This window comes from Bradyrhizobium algeriense, assembly GCF_036924595.1.
In the GTDB taxonomy this organism is placed as follows: Bacteria; Pseudomonadota; Alphaproteobacteria; order Rhizobiales; family Xanthobacteraceae; genus Bradyrhizobium; species Bradyrhizobium algeriense.
The window spans coordinates 1903195-1920797 of record NZ_JAZHRV010000001.1 but is presented as its reverse complement, the minus strand read 5'-3'; the positions used below and the strand labels follow the sequence as shown (position 1 = coordinate 1920797).

19 protein-coding genes are annotated in these 17603 nt (G+C 62.2%); 6 read left to right on the top strand and 13 right to left on the bottom strand.

Annotation, left to right across the window (positions count from 1 at the left end; genetic code table 11):
• Nucleotides 1-369: 369 nt before the first annotated feature.
• Together V1286_RS09270 and V1286_RS09265 are read right to left on the bottom strand one after the other, a co-directional pair.
• Complete coding sequence (locus tag V1286_RS09270) at nucleotides 370-1548, bottom strand: low temperature requirement protein A (protein WP_334479073.1); 1179 nt, start codon at nucleotides 1546-1548, stop codon at nucleotides 370-372.
• Nucleotides 1549-1575: 27 nt separating this feature from the next.
• Nucleotides 1576-1830, bottom strand: coding sequence for a BolA family protein (locus V1286_RS09265; RefSeq protein ID WP_108516421.1), 255 nt, complete (start codon nucleotides 1828-1830; stop codon nucleotides 1576-1578).
• A gap of 183 nt (nucleotides 1831-2013) precedes the next feature.
• Between V1286_RS09265 and V1286_RS09260 the strand changes: the two genes are divergently transcribed.
• Both V1286_RS09260 and V1286_RS09255 read left to right on the top strand, forming a co-directional pair.
• The gene (locus tag V1286_RS09260) at nucleotides 2014-2373 is read left to right on the top strand and encodes a DUF427 domain-containing protein (RefSeq protein ID WP_334479070.1); all 360 of its coding nucleotides are present in this window, start codon (nucleotides 2014-2016) and stop codon (nucleotides 2371-2373) included.
• 170 nt (nucleotides 2374-2543) lie between these two features.
• Nucleotides 2544-3728 carry an acyltransferase family protein gene (locus V1286_RS09255; RefSeq protein ID WP_334479068.1) on the top strand — a complete coding sequence of 395 codons (1185 nt, stop codon included), beginning with the start codon at nucleotides 2544-2546 and terminating at the stop codon, nucleotides 3726-3728.
• Nucleotides 3729-3824: 96 nt separating this feature from the next.
• Here the strand turns inward: V1286_RS09255 and purL are convergent, their stop codons facing one another.
• Nucleotides 3825-6032, bottom strand: coding sequence for a phosphoribosylformylglycinamidine synthase subunit PurL (gene purL, locus V1286_RS09250; RefSeq protein WP_334479066.1), 2208 nt, complete (start codon nucleotides 6030-6032; stop codon nucleotides 3825-3827).
• Nucleotides 6033-6194: 162 nt separating this feature from the next.
• Here purL and V1286_RS09245 point away from each other — a divergent pair, with 162 nt between their 5' ends.
• Together V1286_RS09245 and V1286_RS09240 are read left to right on the top strand one after the other, a co-directional pair.
• Entirely contained in the window at nucleotides 6195-6683 is a 489-nt protein-coding gene (locus V1286_RS09245) for a PaaI family thioesterase (RefSeq protein WP_334479064.1), read from the top strand.
• Nucleotides 6673-7599 carry a DMT family transporter gene (locus tag V1286_RS09240; RefSeq protein WP_334479062.1) on the top strand — a complete coding sequence of 309 codons (927 nt, stop codon included), beginning with the start codon at nucleotides 6673-6675 and terminating at the stop codon, nucleotides 7597-7599. The genes V1286_RS09245 and V1286_RS09240 overlap by 11 nt, the downstream gene beginning before the upstream one ends.
• Nucleotides 7600-7610: 11 nt before the next feature.
• Here the strand turns inward: V1286_RS09240 and V1286_RS09235 are convergent, their stop codons facing one another.
• From V1286_RS09235 to purC, 7 genes are all read right to left on the bottom strand, one after another.
• A complete protein-coding gene (locus V1286_RS09235) occupies nucleotides 7611-9233 on the bottom strand; it encodes an ABC transporter substrate-binding protein (protein ID WP_334479060.1) in 1623 nt (540 codons plus the stop codon).
• Between the two features lie 147 nt (nucleotides 9234-9380).
• Nucleotides 9381-10118 carry a tetratricopeptide repeat protein gene (locus V1286_RS09230; protein ID WP_334489595.1) on the bottom strand — a complete coding sequence of 246 codons (738 nt, stop codon included), beginning with the start codon at nucleotides 10116-10118 and terminating at the stop codon, nucleotides 9381-9383.
• A gap of 301 nt (nucleotides 10119-10419) precedes the next feature.
• Nucleotides 10420-10740: a hypothetical protein gene (locus tag V1286_RS09225; protein WP_334479058.1), complete on the bottom strand. Its 321-nt coding sequence runs from the start codon at nucleotides 10738-10740 to the stop codon at nucleotides 10420-10422.
• Between the two features lie 33 nt (nucleotides 10741-10773).
• Complete coding sequence (locus tag V1286_RS09220; RefSeq protein ID WP_334489593.1) at nucleotides 10774-11727, bottom strand: tripartite tricarboxylate transporter substrate-binding protein; 954 nt, start codon at nucleotides 11725-11727, stop codon at nucleotides 10774-10776.
• An 8-nt stretch (nucleotides 11728-11735) separates the two neighbouring features.
• Nucleotides 11736-12437, bottom strand: a complete 702-nt coding sequence (gene purQ, locus V1286_RS09215; protein WP_334479056.1) for a phosphoribosylformylglycinamidine synthase subunit PurQ — start codon at nucleotides 12435-12437, stop codon at nucleotides 11736-11738.
• Between the two features lie 11 nt (nucleotides 12438-12448).
• The gene (purS, locus tag V1286_RS09210; protein ID WP_057838858.1) at nucleotides 12449-12688 is read right to left on the bottom strand and encodes a phosphoribosylformylglycinamidine synthase subunit PurS; all 240 of its coding nucleotides are present in this window, start codon (nucleotides 12686-12688) and stop codon (nucleotides 12449-12451) included.
• A gap of 10 nt (nucleotides 12689-12698) precedes the next feature.
• A complete protein-coding gene (gene purC / locus V1286_RS09205; protein ID WP_171708996.1) occupies nucleotides 12699-13466 on the bottom strand; it encodes a phosphoribosylaminoimidazolesuccinocarboxamide synthase in 768 nt (255 codons plus the stop codon).
• Nucleotides 13467-13783: 317 nt separating this feature from the next.
• Between purC and V1286_RS09200 the strand changes: the two genes are divergently transcribed.
• Nucleotides 13784-14107: a DUF1476 domain-containing protein gene (locus tag V1286_RS09200; protein ID WP_108516398.1), complete on the top strand. Its 324-nt coding sequence runs from the start codon at nucleotides 13784-13786 to the stop codon at nucleotides 14105-14107.
• 122 nt (nucleotides 14108-14229) lie between these two features.
• Here the strand turns inward: V1286_RS09200 and V1286_RS09195 are convergent, their stop codons facing one another.
• Nucleotides 14230-15138, bottom strand: coding sequence for a LysR family transcriptional regulator (locus V1286_RS09195; protein ID WP_334479051.1), 909 nt, complete (start codon nucleotides 15136-15138; stop codon nucleotides 14230-14232).
• A 115-nt stretch (nucleotides 15139-15253) separates the two neighbouring features.
• On the opposite strand from V1286_RS09195, the gene V1286_RS09190 reads away from it, so the two are divergent.
• Entirely contained in the window at nucleotides 15254-16066 is an 813-nt protein-coding gene (locus tag V1286_RS09190) for an isocitrate lyase/PEP mutase family protein (protein WP_334479049.1), read from the top strand.
• Between the two features lie 111 nt (nucleotides 16067-16177).
• Here the strand turns inward: V1286_RS09190 and cynS are convergent, their stop codons facing one another.
• Together cynS and V1286_RS09180 are read right to left on the bottom strand one after the other, a co-directional pair.
• The gene (cynS, locus tag V1286_RS09185; protein ID WP_334479047.1) at nucleotides 16178-16666 is read right to left on the bottom strand and encodes a cyanase; all 489 of its coding nucleotides are present in this window, start codon (nucleotides 16664-16666) and stop codon (nucleotides 16178-16180) included.
• Nucleotides 16667-16686: 20 nt separating this feature from the next.
• Nucleotides 16687-17598, bottom strand: a complete 912-nt coding sequence (locus V1286_RS09180; RefSeq protein WP_334479045.1) for an ABC transporter ATP-binding protein — start codon at nucleotides 17596-17598, stop codon at nucleotides 16687-16689.
• Nucleotides 17599-17603: the final 5 nt, after the last annotated feature.

The window sequence follows — 17603 nt, the reverse complement described above, 5'->3', positions numbered from 1 at the left end:
ATATCCAGCGTCCGGCAATCGGAAGGAAGATTCCAGCTCGTCCTCCGTTCGCGAGGACCAGGCTTGGGATCAAGAGACGGACGCCGAACGGGTGTCCCTCATCGAGGAAAATGCCAGGCTGCGGGCGCTCGTGGTGCAATTGTCAAATCTCGTTCTTCGAAACGTCGTCGATCAGCACAGCACGTCGCCATTTCTGCCGGTCAGGCGATCGCTGCCTGATTAGAGCGCTTTCAAGTTAGAGCGTTTCCAGGCGAACCACGCCCTCGGACTTGATCCGGGGGTGGATTCGGTTTGCGTAAAGAAAACGCATCAAACGAAAGACGAGAGCCCGGTTCTGATTCAATCAGAACCGATGAGGCTCTAACGGTACTATTCTCTCGGACCCGATTGCAGCGAGACCGATTCCCACACCGCGACCACCATCATGATCGCGGTGGTCAGGATCGACAGCATCAGCGGCGACAGCTCGCTTGCGAACCAGGCGAGCACGCAGAGTGCGATGATACCGACCCCGTGCGAGAGCTGAAGGAAGCCGCGAAAGCTGTGCTTGAACAGGATGGTCCCGAACAGAAACAGCAGCGGACCGCCGATTGCGCTTATCACCGTCTTGAGATCGGAATGCCCGCCCGGGTGCTTCAGCACCAGTTCGTCCGCCACCGCCGTGACGATGATGCCGGCAACGATCGGCATGTGCAGATAGGTATAGGCCAGCCGCGCCAGCCTTCCCGGCTCGCTCGATTTTGAAAGCTGCTCGGAGCCGGCCTCGGCGCCGATGTGGAAATAGATCCACCACATCGCGAGGCTACCCACGAAGGCTGCGACGAACGCCAGAACGTTTTCGGTCGTCCAGGTGAGTTCGGCAAAGGTTGCGCCGATGACGACGATGGATTCTCCGAGCGCGATGATGATGAAGAGCGCGCAGCGCTCGGCCATGTGGCCGCCTTCGATCATCCAGTCCGCGACGGAGGACGCGCCATATCGGGGAATCCAGAACCGCACCGCCGGCGAAATATATTCGATGACGAGCGCGATCGCCCAGAGCGCCAGCCGCGACTGACCCTCCATCATCCCGCCGGCGATCCAGAAGACCGCCGACATCGAAAGCCAGGCGGCGATCCGGATGGCGTTCATGCGTGTCCGCGGGCGCGACGGCGGCGTCGAGACCCACAGAAAGATCGTCTTGCCGACCTGCATCGCCGCATAGGCGATGGCGAACCACAATCCCCGCGCTTCAAACGCGGCCGGAATCGAGGTCGACAGCACCAAGCCGCCCAGCATCATCGCAAACAGCAGGAGCCGGACCGGCGTCTTTTCGGGATTGAGCCAGTTGGTGATCCAGGAGGTGAAAACCCACACCCACCAGACCGCGAGGAACAGCACCGTGACCTGCAGCGCACCCAGCAGCGTAAAATGGGCGAGCAGCGTGTGCGAGATCTGGGTAACCGCAAAAACGAAAACGAGGTCGAAGAACAGCTCCGCATAAGTGACGCGGCTGTGCTGGTGCGGCACGATCGCGCGAAACATCGCGCCGTGCGGATTATCCGTCATCGGTGCCCCCGCGTGGCCCGTCGGGGCCTAGGCCTCCGGCACTCCAGGTCCGCTAGGTACTCCGGTCTGCAGCGCCAGCGCATGCAGCAAGCCGCCCATCTGCCCCTTGAGCGACTGGTAGACGATCTGGTGCTGCTGCACGCGCGACTTGCCGCGGAAGGATTCCGAAATCACGGTCGCGGCGTAGTGGTCGCCGTCGCCTGCGAGATCGCGGATCGTCACCTCGGCATCGGGGATAGCTGCCTTGATCATCGATTCGATATCGTGGGCATCCATCGGCATCCAGCATGTCTCCGTCAGGTGTTTCGAATCACGGCCGGCTCGCGCGACCGTGACGGCCGAACCTAGCGCGTAGGCTCTTCTAGGTCACGCCTGGCGGCACTATATTCCGCCTTCGACCGTTTGACACCTGAGATCCGGTCGCGCCCGATCATTATGGGCTGACCGAAAAAGAGGCTGAAAATCATGAAATTGCCCGGTCCCGACCATCCGATCACGATAACGGCAAACCCCAAGCGCGTCCGCGTCTCGGTGGGCGGCGTGGTCATCGCCGACACCACCCATGCGCTGACCCTGAAGGAAGCCAGCTATCCGGCGGTGCAATATGTGCCGCGCGAGGATGCCAATATGTCGCTGCTGGCCCGCACCGAGCGGACCACCCACTGCCCCTACAAGGGGGATGCGAACTATTTCAGCATCAACGCCAACGGCAAGAGCATCGAAAATTCGATCTGGACCTATGAGACGCCCTTCCCGGCCATGGCCGAGATATCAGGCCATCTGGCGTTCTATCCGGACAAGGTGACGATCGAGGAAATGGCGTAGGCCGTCTCCCGTCTGTCATCGCCGGGGCATAAGTGTCTGCGCTGCGCAGAATAGGTAGACTTGTCTGTACTACTGGCCATTCCGTGGCAAACGGCAGCGAACATTGGGCCTTGCTGAATCGGGTTCCCGGCTGCAACATTCGGCACAAACAGCCCGGCCGGGAGGCGCGCATGACATCGATTTCCGCCGTGGGGCACGCCGAATTGGGTGCAGTGCCCAAGGCCAGGACGCGAAACCTTTCGCTTGATCGCGCCCGCACCTTCCTGACGCTGGTGGTGCTCCTCCACCATGCCGTCATCCCCTATACCTATTTCGGCCACACCGATCCGAAGTCGTTCTTCGGGTTCGACATGATCGTGCTCGCCACCGACAGTTTCTTCATGGCGATGTTCTTTTTCCTTTCGGGACTGTTCGCCTGGTCCGGCATCGCCCGGAAGGGAGCGCTGAACTACTTGGCGGACCGCCTGCTTCGGCTTGGCCTGCCGTTCGTGATCTGCGCGTTCACGGTCATTCCGCTCGCCTATTACGCGATCTCCCTGCGGCACCATCCCGAAATCGGCTTTTCGGAATATTGGTGGAACATGGTGACGAAGGGTCCGTGGCCGAGCGGGCCGATCTGGTTTCTCTGGGTTTTGTTCGCCTTCGACGTGGTTGCCTGCCTGCTGCACCGGCTGTCGCCCAACATGCTCGATCCGATCAACCGCCTCTCGCTGCACGGCCGTCGCCGACCCGCAGTGTTCTTTGCGGTCATGCTTGCTGTCACCGCCGCGTTCTACGTCCCCGGGCTGGTTCACTACGGACCAAGCAGCTGGTTCGAGTTCGGGCCGTTCTCGGTGCAGCACGGGCGCGTGATGCTCTACGCGACCTACTTCTTTTTCGGTGCCGGCATAGGCGTTGCGCAAATGGATCGCGGGCTGCTCGCTGCAGACGGCCGGATGGCCAAGGTCAGCTGGGACTGGATGGTGCTGGCGATCGTTCCGTATTGCCTCTTGTGGGTGCTGATCTTCATCAAGCGCGAAATACTGGGCAACCCGTCGCCGTTGCCGGACTGGTATGAAGCGCTCTATGCCATCTGCTTCACCGTCTTCAGCGTGGCCATCATGTTTCTGATCCTGGCCTTTTTCCAGAGGTTCAGGCAATCAGGCACAGCCAAGCTACTCGATCCGATGCAGGCCGACGCCTACGGCATGTTCCTGGTGCACTACCCGATCGCGCTGTGGCTGCAATACTGGCTGTTCGACTACGACCTGCCGGCGATCGTCAAGGCGACGATCGGATTCGTGCTGACGGTCGCAGGAAGCTGGGCGCTGACGCGAGCGTTGCGGCAGATCCCCGGCGCGACGAAGGTGCTGTAGTCCTGTAGCCCGCATGAGCGCAGCGACATGCGGGACGACGCGGACACTGGCCCCGCATGTCGCTGCGCTCATGCGGGCTACGAAGTTGCGGCGTCGCTACGACGCCTTGCCGCCCATATAGGCCGGCAGCCAGTGCTCGAACGCTGACTTGAGCGCGTTCACCGCCAGCGGCGCCTCACCCGCAACCGCAATCGCATCGCCGCCCGTGGTGCCGATCCGCGCACACGGCACGCCCGCGCCTTTCATCTTGGCCAGCACCAGGCCGGCATCCGCCGCTGATACCGTCACGATGTAGCGCGCCTGATCCTCGCCGAACCAGTAGGCGTGCGGCACGATCGAGGCCGGCGCGGCCAATAGCTGCGCGCCGGTGCCGCTGGCAATCGCCATCTCGGCGAGCGCAATCAATAAGCCGCCGTCGGAGATGTCATGCACCGCAGTTGCGGTGCCGGCGTGGATCATGCCGCGCACCACGTCGCCATTGCGCTTTTCGGCCGCGAGATCGACCGGCGGCGGCGCGCCCTCTTCGCGGCCGCAGATATCGCGCAGGTACACCGACTGCCCGAGCCAGCCTTGGGTGTCGCCGATCAGCAGGATCGCTTCACCGGAAGCCTTGAACGCCAGCGTGGCGGATTTCGTGAAATCGTCGAGCAAACCGACGCCGCCGATTGAGGGCGTCGGCAGAATGCCGCGGCCGTTGGTCTCGTTGTAGAGCGAGACGTTGCCCGACACGACCGGGAAGTCGAGCGCGCTGCAGGCTTCCGAAATACCCTTCAGGCAGCCGACGAACTGGCCCATGATTTCAGGGCGTTCCGGATTGCCGAAATTCAGATTGTCGGTAATCGCCAGCGGACGGCCGCCGACCGCTGTGATGTTGCGCCAGGCTTCGGCGACAGCCTGCTTGCCGCCTTCGAACGGATCGGCCTCGCAATAGCGCGGCGTCACGTCGACGGTGAGTGCAAGGCCCTTCGGCCCATCCTGTACGCGCACCACAGCGGCATCGCCGCCCGGCCGCTGCACGGTATTGCCGAGAATGACGTGATCGTATTGCTCCCACACCCAGCGCTTCGAGCACAGCTCGGGCGTTGCGATCAGCTTTTCCAGCGCGGCCGAAATGCCGAGCGGCGGGTTTACCTCGCGCGCCTGCACCACCGGCAGCGCCGCGGACGGCACATGCGGGCGGTCATAGATCGGCGCCTCGTCGCCCAATTCCTTGATCGGCAAATCGGCCATGACGTCGCCGCCATGCTTGACCACGAAGCGCTTGCTCGGCGTAGTGTAGCCGACCACGGCGAAATCCAGCCCCCACTTCTTGAAGATCGCCTCGGCCTCTTGCTCCTTCTCGGGCTTCAGCACCATGAGCATGCGCTCCTGGCTTTCCGAGAGCATCATCTCATAGGCGCTCATGCCGGTTTCGCGCGTCGGCACCGCGTTGAGATCGAGTTCGACGCCTAGATCGCCCTTGGCGCCCATCTCGACCGCCGAGCAGGTCAGCCCGGCCGCGCCCATGTCCTGGATCGCGATCACGCAACCTTTTTCCATGATTTCGAGGCAGGCTTCCAGCAAGAGCTTTTCCGCAAAGGGATCGCCGACCTGCACCGTCGGCCGCTTCTCGGCCGAATCGTCATCGAACTCGGCCGATGCCATCGAGGCGCCGTGAATGCCGTCGCGCCCGGTCTTGGAGCCGAGATAGACGATCGGCATGTTCACGCCTGACGCCGCCGCATAGAAAATCTTGTCGGTGTCGGCCAGACCAACCGCCATTGCATTGACCAGGATGTTGCCGTCATAGCGGGTGTGGAAGCGCACCTGGCCACCGACCGTCGGCACGCCGAACGAATTGCCATAGCCGCCGACGCCGGCGACCACGCCCGACACCAGATGCCGCGTCTTGGGGTGTTCCGGCGCGCCAAACGAGAGCGCATTGAGGCAGGCAATCGGCCGCGCGCCCATCGTGAAGACGTCACGCAAAATGCCGCCGACGCCCGTGGTCGCGCCCTGATAGGGCTCGATATAGCTCGGGTGGTTGTGGCTCTCCATCTTGAAGACCACCGCCTGCCCGTCGCCGATGTCGATGACGCCGGCGTTCTCGCCCGGGCCCTGGATCACCCAGGGCGCCTTGGTCGGCAGCCCCCGCAGATGGATGCGCGAGGACTTGTACGAGCAATGCTCGTTCCACATCGCCGAGAAAATCCCCAGTTCAGTGAAACTCGGCACCCGCCCGATCAGCTTGAGGATGCGCTCATACTCGTCGGGTTTCAGGCCATGGCTGGCGACGAGTTCGGGGGTGATCTGGGGCTCGTTCATGGGTGCCTTAATAGGAAGATCGAGGGGGTGCGAAAAGGCCTTTTATGGCGCATTTCCGCCCTGTCCAGAGCTTTACGGGGGGAGCTTTGCAGGATCGGCGTTTGCACATCGTTCCCGGATCGGATTTAAGGGCGGAAACACCTGATTGAAGGGCCATTTTTAGTGAACGAACTCCCCAAAAATGCATTTCACCAGCGCCCCGACCTGCATGTCGAAACCGAGGGCGAATTCGCGGGCTGGCGGACCTGGACCCGCGACAGTTTTGAGACCCATAACGGCCCGTTCTGGCACCGGATGGACGAAAACGGCCGCGTGCAATGCGCGTTCCGGGTCGAGAAGAAGCACCTCAACGGCATGCGCAACGTCCATGGCGGCTGCTTCATGTCGTTCGCCGATTACTGCCTGTTTGCGATCGCCTCTTCCGTGCTGGAGGGACCCGGTGTCACGGTGTCGTTCGCCTGCGAGTTTCTCGACGCCGCGCGCGAGGGCGAGCTGGTCGAATGCGAGGGCGAAATCACCCGCGCCGGCGGCTCGCTGATCTTCCTGCGCGGCGTATTGAAATCCGGCGAACGGTCGCTGTTTACCTTCTCAGGCACCATCAAGCGGGTGAAATGGAAGAAGCCCTCGGGCACCAGCGCCGTTGCTACCTGACGCGCCAAAGGCCCGTCGCGGCTGGCGCAACTATGCGTTGCTGCTCGCGCTGGCGTGCTGCTGGAGTTCGACCTATCCGCTGACCAAGATCGGCCTCGGCTCGATTCCACCGATCACCTTCATTTCCGCCCGCTCGCTGATCGCGGCCGCCTTCCTGCTCGTGGTCCTGCGCGTCCGCGGGATACCGATGCCGACGGAAGCGAAGGCCTGGAAGCTGTTCGCCCAGCAGCAGACCATCAATTCGACGTTTCCGTTCCTGCTGATCACCTGGGCGCAGCAATATGTGCCGGCGTCAAATACGGTGGTGCTGGCCTCGACGACGCCGATCTTCGCCTTTCTCATCACTTGGGCCATTACGCGGCACGAGCCGGCCACGCTGCTGAAGCTTGCCGGCGCCATTCTGGGACTTGTCGGAACGGCCGTGATCATCGGCCTCGACGCGCTCGAGACGCTTGATACCAATATATTTGCCGAGATCGTCATCCTGATCGCCACCATCTCGTTCGCCTGCGCCACGATCTTCGGTCTGCGGCTGACCGACTACGACCCGATGGTGGTGGCCGCGGGCTCGCTGCTGTTCGGCGGGCTAATATTGCTGCCAGCATCACTGGTAATCGATCATCCCTGGACCTTGCGGCCGACGGCTGAGGCGCTGGTTGCAACAGTCGCGATGAGCATATTCTCCAGCGCCTTCGGCCTGATGCTATTTTACATGTGCCTGACGCGGCTCGGCACGCTCACCACCAACGCACAAGGTTACCTGCGCATCCCGATCGGCGTCGGCCTGTCGGTGATCCTGCTCGGCGAAGCCGTGCCCGCCAATCTCGCGCTCGGCCTCGTCCTTGTAACAGCCGGTGTCGCCGCCATGACGATCCCGAAAGACGCCTACCGGCGGTGGCGGCGTCGCGGCGGCTGAGCGCCACGCAGCTATTGCACGCTCACCAGCGTCAGATCGACGAACCACGACTGCGGCGAAACAAACCCCTTGACCTTCGGGCTCATCGCGCGGGGATTGAGATCGTGGACGATGTAGAGCCACGGCGGATTGTCGACGAGCCGCTCATGCGCCTTGCGGTAGGCGGTCGAGATCGCCTTCGAATCGGTCGATTCCGAGATCGTCTTCAGCGCGTCTTCGAATTCGTCGTCTTTCCACTGCTCGAAATTGAAACCGTTCGGCGAGAAATTGGCAGCCAGAAAATAGCGCGCCATGACGCCGGCATCCGACGACGGCGAACTGATATTGAGCGCCATCGCGCCGCGCAGATTCGGGCTGTCAGGCGTGGCGCGCGCCGCCGTCAGCAGCACCTGCCATTCGATCACGTCGAATTCCACGTTGACGCCGCAGGCCTCTTTCAGATTCTGCTGCAAGTACTCGTTCATCGGCAACGGCAGCATCTGCCCCGAGCCGGAATTCGAGATCAGCGCCTTGAACGAGAGCGGCTTCGCCGGCGTGTAGCCTGCTTCCGCGAGCAGAGCCTTGCCCTTGGCGGGCTCGAACTTGTAGCGATTGACCGGCGCGCCGAAATCGGGATCGCTGGCCTTGAGCCACCCGACCGACGGCTCCGCGGTGCCGTTGAGCAGCGAGACCAGCCCTTCCCGATCGATGCAATAGTTCAGCGCCTGGCGAACTCTGACATCCCTGAACGGGCTGTTGGCCGCGCCGATGTTGTAGAACCACGGCCAGACATGCGGATAGGAGCCGGTGGTAATGGTGAAGCCCGCGGATTTCAGGGAGGCGATGCCGTCAGGCGGCGGCACTTCAATCCAGTCGACCTGGCCGGAGCGCAACGCGGCCAATCGCGAATTCGCCTCGGGGATCGGCATCAGCACGACATTGTCGACTTTTGCCATCCTGCCCGGGTCCCAATATTTGTCCCAGCGCGCCAGATCAGCTTCCTGCCGCGGCACCACTTTGGTGATCCGAAACGGCCCGGTGCCAGCCGCCGGCAAGGTCGCGACCTTCGCCCATTCCTTTCCCGCCTTCTCGAACGATGTCGGCGAGGTGAACAGAAGATAGACCGCCATATGGGGAAAATAGGAAGCCGGCTTCGTGGTGGTGATGGCGACGGTTGCGTCGTCGATCTTCTTGTAGCTGCCCATCACGGGAACACGCGCCCGCGACATCGCTGAACTCGGCGGCTCAAATTGCGGGCTCTCGCTGTTGAAATAACGGTCAAGATTCCAGATCACGGCGTCGGCATTGAAATCGGTGCCGTCGTGGAATTTGACGCCCTGGCGCAGATGAAAAATCCAGGTCTTGTTGTCGCTGGGGTCCTGTTCCCATTTCTCCGCGAGCCCGGGACGCAAGGTCGCCAGCCGGTCGGTCTTGGTCAAATCCCAAAGCACCAATCCTTCGAAGATCGGATAGCCGAGGAAGCGCATTCCCTCGAAACCGTTGTTCGGCAGCCCGGTTGCAGTGGGGATATCGGACGCTGTCATGGCGATGCGCAGCGTGGATTCAGCCATCGCCGAATGGGACGACAGGAGCGCGGTCAGCAGCGCAACCGTGCAGGAAGCATTAACCGTGCGGGAAGCCTTGCGAATGGGCATGATCTATCTCCGTCCGACGATCGGAAAATCCGCGTTTGGGATCAGGAGATACGAGCAAGTTTCAGGCCAGCCACTTGCCGCAATTGAACAAAGATTCCGCAGTTGAACAAAGGCAGTTGAACAAAGAATGTCTTCGGCCGCTGCTACTCAGCCCAACAATTGCTTTTCAGCAATCGAAAGCCATTCGGCCTGCGCCTCGCGCAGATATTTGGGCGCGCGTTTCATCTGCAGCAGCAGTTCGTTGAATACGACTCTGGCTTCAGCGTTGCGACCCGCCATGCGCAGCAGCATGCCGTAACGGACCCGCGCCTCCGCGCCGGGGAAGTAGGCCACGAGCGCGTGGTACTCTTCGAGCGCCTCGTCAATCCGCCCGACCTCTGCCAACGCACGCGCATAGAGCAAATGCCCCTCCGCCGATTCAAAGTCCGGCCAGCGCTTTTGCAGATCGTCCAACGTGGCGAGTGCCTCGGCCGGACGGTTACGACCGAATTCGGCCTGCGCCCTGCCCAGCGCATAGGCCGGCTCGCCACCGAGCGGCAGCATCAGGATGTGATCGTAGTGACGCACCGCTTCGTCGAATCTCGCCAGCCTAAGGCACTCCGCTGCCAGCGCGGCGCGATTGGCAACAGTGTCTGTGTTGGCGAGCCGATCGGATAGCTCGCGATAGAGCTTTTCCGGGTCGAGTTTGCCGGCGATGCGCTTGCGTGCCTGCTGGGCACCGGGACTTCCAAACCATTCTGGCACCAGTTCGACAACGATGTAGGCGAGCGCGCCGACCAGCGGGATCATCAGGATGATGAAGGCCCAGGGCTGCAGGCGGCCCGTCTTCGATGCGTGATAGATCAGCGTGATATCGAGCAGCAAGACGACGAGAGCAACGGGCATGGCGCATTCCAGGCAAACCGGACGGACGGTCCTTAGTGGCCTTGATAGCGCGGCAAGTTCAATCAGACAATCTTCAGTTGTGATTGAATGCGAAATATCGGCTGGCGATTCCACAGAAGCAACACTGCGCTTCCACATTTGTGGCCAGTGGAAATCTTCATGGGAACAGCAACGAACTGTGATCGGCAGGCGGGAACGCTCCGTTGGCGGACCTCGTTGGCGCGTTACGCAAGCCAAGAAAAGGAGCAATCATGAAACTCGCAGCATTGGGATTGGCGACAGCGCTGGCATTCACGGGTACTTACGCGCTGGCACAGTCCACCGGCGGCTCCACAGGAAGTTCGGCCACGGGTGGTGCGGCAACGGGCGGCACGACGACGGGATCTTCCACCAGTGGAACGACATCAGGCGGAACGACGACCGGCAATGCGACCGGCAGCCCCGCTGACACCGGCATGACCAACAATGCCGGCAGTGCCGCGGCCGCACGGAACAGCGGAGTGAACCCGTCGGGGAACACCCACATCAACCCCTCGCCCAGCGGTTCGACACTGGCTCCGGCGGGGCCCGGCTCGCCTGCCGGCCGATAGCAAAAAAGCCCCGCTGCGCGGGGCTTTTTCATTCGCGTGGCACCTTCATCACGTGGCTGCCGATGCTACTTCTTCTCTTCCAGCAGCTTCCTGTATTTCGCGACGTCGCGCGTCACCAACCGCCCGAGCACTTCGCTCGCGAGCTCGTTGGCGTCGGGCGCGACGGTGGAGAGATCGTGAAAGCGCTTCTTCACCGCCTCGCTTTCGACGGCGGTCTTGGCTGCGGCGTTCAGCTTCGCGATGATCGCAGGCGGCGTGCCCTTCGGCGCAAACAGGCCGTTCCAGCCCTGCGCCTCGAATTCGGGCAGGCCTGCTTCCGACGACATCGGCAGATCGGGCAAGGTTGAAAGCCGCACCGTCGAACCCACGACGAGGCCCTTCACCAATTTGTCGTCGATCGCCTGCGACACCGAGGCAGCTGAGTCGCAGACGCCGTCGATCTGGCCGCCGATCGCGTCCGTCAGCGCAGGCGCCGCGCCGCGATAGCCGACCAGTGTGACCTCGATGCCGGCCGCATGTTCAAAGCTCTTGCAGATCAGGAAATTCGAGGAGCCGACGCCGGCATGGCCGAGATTGACCTTGCCGGGATTCTTCTTCGCATAGGCGATGAAATCCTGCAGGTTCTTCGCCGGAAAATCCTTGCGCAGCGCGACGATGCCGAAGGTTTTCGCAACCACCGCAATCGGCACAAAGGATTCCGGCGTGAACGGCAGTTTAGGATAGATCGTATAGGTCGCGGCACTCGTGCCGGCGTTGCCGATCGCAATGGTGTAGCCATCAGGCTCAGCGCGCGCGGCACGCGTGAGCGCGGTCGAGCCGCCGGCGCCCGCGACATTCTCGATCACGATCGGCTGCCCGAGCGACTTGGTCATCTCCTCGGCGACCACGCGCGCGATCACGTCGGACGTGCCGCCGGCCGCGAACGGCACGATCATGGTAACGGGACGCTTGGGATAGTCCTGCGCGTGGGCGGCTGCGGTGAGCGAGAAGGCCGCCGCGGCGACGGCCAGGCGCATCATGAAGGATTTCACGCCGCTTTTTCCAGATGAGCGACGAGGCCCGCGAACAGGCCGCGCCCGTCGGTGCAGCCCATGATGTCTTCGACGTGGTTTTCCGGATGCGGCATCATGCCGAGCACATTGCCGCGCTCGTTGACGATGCCGGCGATCGACTGCGCGGCGCCGTTGATGTTGGATTCCTCGTCGACCACACCATCGGCGGAGCAATAGCGATAGAGCACCCGCCCCTCGCCCTCGAGCCGTTTCACGGTCTCCTCGTCGGCTTCATAGTTGCCCTCGCCGTGCGCGACCGGCACGCGAATGACCTGGCCGGCATTGTAACCGCGCGTGAACGGCGTATCCGAGCGTTCGACCCGCAGATGCACGTCCTTGCAGATGAATTTCAGCCGTGAATTGCGCATCAGGACGCCGGGCAGCAGGCCCGCTTCACACAGTATCTGGAAACCGTTGCAGACACCGAGCACGAGACCGCCGTCGGCGGCAAATTTGCGCACGGCTTCCATCACCGGCGCGCGGGCGGCAATCGCGCCGCAGCGCAGGTAATCGCCATAGGAAAACCCGCCGGGCACGACGACGAGATCGGTCCCCTTCGGCAGCTCGGTCTCGGCGTGCCACACCATCGCCGCCTCCTGGCCGGAGGCGAGCTTCAGCGCCCGCGCCATGTCGCGCTCGCGGTTGATTCCGGGAAAGACGAGGACGGCTGATTTCATGGGAGGCGCGCCTAGAGAAGTTCGACTCTGTAATTCTCGATCACCGTATTTGCCAGCAGCTTGTCGGCGGCATCCTTCAATGCCGCCTCGGCCTTGGCCTTGTCGGCGCCCGACAGTTCGATGTCGAACACCTTGCCTTGGCGGACGCTGGCAACGCCATCGACGCCGAGCGATTTCAGCGCGCCTTCGATGGCCTTGCCCTGCGGATCGAGAATGCCTGACTTCAACGTAACGGTAACGCGTGCCTTCACGATCTCAACCTCAGCTCTTCACCAGCACCGGACCAGTACCGGCCGGACGCTCGTTCTCCATCAGGATGCCGAGACGCTTTGCCACTTCGGTATAGGCTTCCAGCAGCCCACCGAGATCCCTGCGGAAGCGGTCTTTGTCGAGCTTCTCGTTCGACTTGATATCCCACAGCCGGCATGAGTCGGGCGAGATTTCGTCGGCGACGATGATCCGCATCATTTCGTTTTCGAACAGGCGTCCGCATTCCATCTTGAAATCGACCAGACGGATGCCGATGCCGAGGAACAGCCCGGTCAGGAAGTCGTTGACGCGGATGGCGAGCGCCATGATGTCGTCGATTTCCTGCGGCGTCGCCCAGCCGAACGCGGTGATATGCTCTTCCGACACCATGGGGTCGTTGAGTTGGTCGTTCTTGTAATAGAACTCGATGATCGAGCGCGGTAGCTGGGTGCCCTCCTCGATGCCGAGGCGCTGCGACAGCGAACCGGCGGCGACGTTCCGCACCACCACTTCCAGCGGCACGATCTCGACCTCGCGAATCAGCTGCTCGCGCATATTGAGGCGGCGGATGAAATGGGTCGGCACCCCGATGTCGTTGAGGTGCTGAAACAGGTACTCCGAAATCCGGTTGTTGAGGACGCCCTTGCCCTCGATCACCTGGTGTTTCTTGGCATTAAACGCGGTCGCATCATCCTTGAAGTGCTGGATCAGGGTTCCCGGCTCCGGGCCTTCATACAGGACCTTGGCCTTGCCTTCATAAATACGGCGTCGACGGCTCATTGGGATGTACCGTGTTTTGTTGAAATCCATGAAATTGGTGTGCTCCGGATGACAAGGGTTTACGACCACGACGGAGCTGCCGTGAAGGCCAGATCCCGAACAGAACGACCGGAAACAGAACAAGAACCTCGCCTGATGGCAACCTATCCGATTGGCCCATCCAGCACAATCGACCCGGCCCAATTGGGGCCAACTTATCCCGATTGCCTGCGGCCTAACGGCCCGTTGTTTTACCGATTCGCTCCCTCTATCTAGGTAGGCGATCGGGCCGCGACAACGCGGCCCTGCTTACCATTTCCGGGGATTGGAACCGAAGAATGAGCACTTTCGACAAGCGCGAGGAAGGTTTTGAGAAGAAATTCGCCCTCGACGAGGAGCAGAAGTTCAAGGCCGAGGTGCGCCGTAACAAGCTGCTCGGTCTTTGGGCAGCGGAGAAGCTCGGCATGTCCGGTGACGACGCCAATGCCTACGCCAAGGAAGTGGTTTCGGCCGATTTCGAGGAAGCCGGCGACCAGGACGTCCAGAACAAGGTCGTCAAGGATTTGACCGCCAAGGGCGTCGCCATCACCGCTGCCGAGGTGCGCGTCAAGATGGACGAGCTGATGGCGGCGGCCGCCGCCCAGGTGAAGGCGGGGACGTAAAGTACATTCCATCCCCGTCATTGCGAGGAGCGAAGCGACGAAGCAATCCATTCCTCCACTTGCGGCAGCATGGATTGCTTCGCTCCGCTCGCAATGACGGCGGAGAATGCCGTGACGTATCTCTAAGACCGCATCCCGCGATATTCCCCACGAACGATCTCCAGCAACCGCCGCGCCGCCGCGCTCAAGAAGCCGCCGCGGCGTGTTACGGTGACGATGTCGTGGCACGCCTTGAGATCGCGCACGCCGATCACAGCGATGGTCCCGTGTCGCAGTTCCTCGGCAGCGTTGCTCTCCGACAGCAGCGCCACGCCGAGGCCTGCTTCGACCAGGCGCTTCTGCGCGGTCAGGCTGTCGACCGGCGTCCAGTCGACTTCACCCAGCCCGTGGGTCTGAAATAGCGCAAAGACGTGTGCGGCCGTGATCTCGCGCCGTCCCGGCACGACAGGGAATGCGATCCAGCGTTCGCCGCGCAGCTCTGCAAGTTTTGCGACACGGCGCCCTGCACGCGGATGATCCAGAGCACACACCACCTGCAGTCGTTCGGACAACAGCAATTCGCAGTCGAGATCACGCGAACGGTCGCGGTCATAGCGCAGCCCGATGGTCGCCTCGCCGCGCCGGATCATGTCGCTGACCTCAGCGCTGGTTGCGGTGCGTAAACTCAATTCGACCCCAGGGTGCTCGGCCGCGAAGCGCTTTAAGATCGCCGACAGCCGCCCGCCGGCAAGCGTGCCGACCACCGCAAGCGCGACAGGCCCCGAATCCGGCCGCGCCAGCGCGCGAACCGCATTCTCCGCGTCCTGGGCCGCGGCGACCGCGCGCTCGGCGTAAGGCACCATTACCCGCCCGGCATCGCTCAGCATCGTGCGCCCCGCGATCCGCTCGAACAGCGGCACGCCGAGCTCCTGCTCCAGCAATGCAATGCGCCGCGAGATCGCCGGCTGCGAACGGTGCAGCGCCTTCGCCGCGCTCGAAATACCGCCGCGGCGGTGAACGGTCAGGAACGTGAGAAGCGCATCGCTGTCCATGCTTCCTCTATGCAAAAAGCTGATGATGCATAGAGAAATAACAAATTTGGCTGATGGGCGATAGCCCGCTAGTTTCGCTGCCAGCCTGAACCGGCCAACCAAGCGGAGATTGCCGATGCGAACCCAGATGGAAAAAGCCGAAGCGTTTCGCGCGCTGCATGCGCGCCCGGGCGCCTTCATCATTCCCAATCCCTGGGACGCCGGCACGGCAAAACTGCTCGCCGCGATGGGGTTCGAGGCGCTCGCGACCACGAGCCTCGGCGTTGCCAATACGCTCGGCAGCACCACCGTCAGCCTCGATGCCATCATCGAGAACTGCCGGGTGATCGCTGATGCCACCGGCCTGCCCGTCAACGCCGATTTGGAGAATTGCGGCGCGGACGATCCGAAGACCGCGGCGAAAGCGATCGCGCGCGCGGCGGAGGCAGGCTGCGTCGGCGGCTCGATCGAAGATTTTACCGGCGATCCGCAGAAGCCGATCTACGATTTTTCGCTTGCGGTCGAGCGGGTGCAGGCGGCCGTCGAAGCAGCACGCGCACTGCCTTTCCCGTTCACGCTGACGGCGCGTGCGGAGAATTTCCTGCACGGCCGCAAGGATGTCGACGACACCATCAGGCGGCTGCAGGCATTCGAGGCGGCCGGAGCGGACGTCCTGTATTCGCCAGGCCTGTATGACATCGGCACGATCCGCACCGTGGTGTCATCGGTCGGCAAGCCGTTCAACCATGTGATGGGCTTTGCCGACCCCACGCTGACGGTCGATCAGCTCTCAGCCGCAGGCGTCAAGCGCATCAGCGTCGGCGGCGCGATGGAGCGCTACGCGCTTGCAGCGTTCTTAAAATGCGCCCGCGAGATGAAGGAGCGCGGCGCGTTCACCTATGTGCGCGAGATGGCGCCGATCGGGGAAATCAGGGCTGCGTTCGGGTGACGCGTCTCTAGCAACGTCATTGCGAGCGCAGCGAAGCAATCCATCTCTCCACACGCGGAGGCATGGATTGCTTCGTCGCTACGCTCCTCGCAATGACGGTGGAGAGAGACGTCACTCTTCCTTAAACCCGTACTCCGGCACGTTGCCGCTGGCGCCGTAATATTTGTACGGCAGGAATTTTCCGGACATGGTGATCTTGACGCGGTCGCCCTTGGGGTTGGCGACACGGTCGATCGCCATGTCGAAATCGATCGCCGACATGATGCCGTCGCCGAATTCTTCCTCGATCAGCGCCTTCCACGCCGGACCGTTGACCATCACCATTTCATAGAAACGATAGATCAAGGGATCGGTCGGCGGCATCGGCGTGCCGGTGCCGCGCATCGGAACTTCGTTGAGCATGGCGATTTCGGATTTGGAAAGCCCGAACAGCTCGCCGGCATTGGCGGCCTGCGGCTTTGTCAGTTTCATCTGGCCGAGAATGGCGCCTGTTATCAGCACCTCCGAATAGCCGCCGATCTTTTCGCAGATATGTTTCCAGCTCCAGCCCTTCTCGCGCTTGATGTCGAGCAGCTTTTCGGTGAGGTCTTCGCGTTTCATATTTGTCTCTCCTTTGAAATCTAGCGCGCGATCGTTTGCGCTGAACTGGTCTCGACCAGGTTCGGCGCTGACACGATGGTAGGTTCGCCCAACCCCGGCCGCACCACCGGCACGTTGCGCGGATCGTGATTGGTCACATCAGCCGCAAATGTCTTGCTGCGGCTGACCAGGAAATCGACGATGTGGTTGCGCAGCGCGTAGTAGTAGGGATGGCGGTGCAGATCGATGCGGCCGCGATCCTTCGGCAGCGGATTTTCCACGATCTCGGCTAGCACGGCGCCGGGGCCGTTGGTCATCAGGAAAATCTTGTCGGCGAGATAGATCGCTTCATCGACGTCATGGGTGATCATGAAGGCGGTCTGTCCGGTTTCGAGACAGATGCGGCGCACCTCGTCCTGCAGCGTGCCGCGCGTCAGCGCATCGAGTGCCGAGAACGGCTCGTCCATCAGCATGATCTTGGGCGTGATCGAGAGCGCGCGCGCAATGCCGACGCGCTGCTTCATGCCGCCGGAGAGTTCCGACGGACGCTTGTGCTCGGAGCCGGTAAGCCCGACCAGATCGATGAACTTCTGCGCATGCGCCTTCACCTTGGCGCGATCCCATTTGCGCCATTTCGAGGTCACGGCATAGGTGACGTTGCCGAGCACGGTGCGCCACGGCAGCAGCGCGTGGCTCTGGAAGATCACGGCACGGTCGAGGCTCGTGCCTTCAATGGCCTGTCCGTCGACGATGACGGCGCCCTCGCTCGGCTCGTCGAGCCCAGCGAGAATATTCAGCACGGTGGTCTTGCCGCAGCCGGAATGGCCGATCACACAGCCGAATTCGCCCCGCCCCATCGACAGCCACAGATCGTCGAACACCGTGGTCGCGGCCCCATCCGCGCCGGGATAACGCCGCGCGATGCCTTCAATGGAAATGAATTTGTCGGTCATCACAG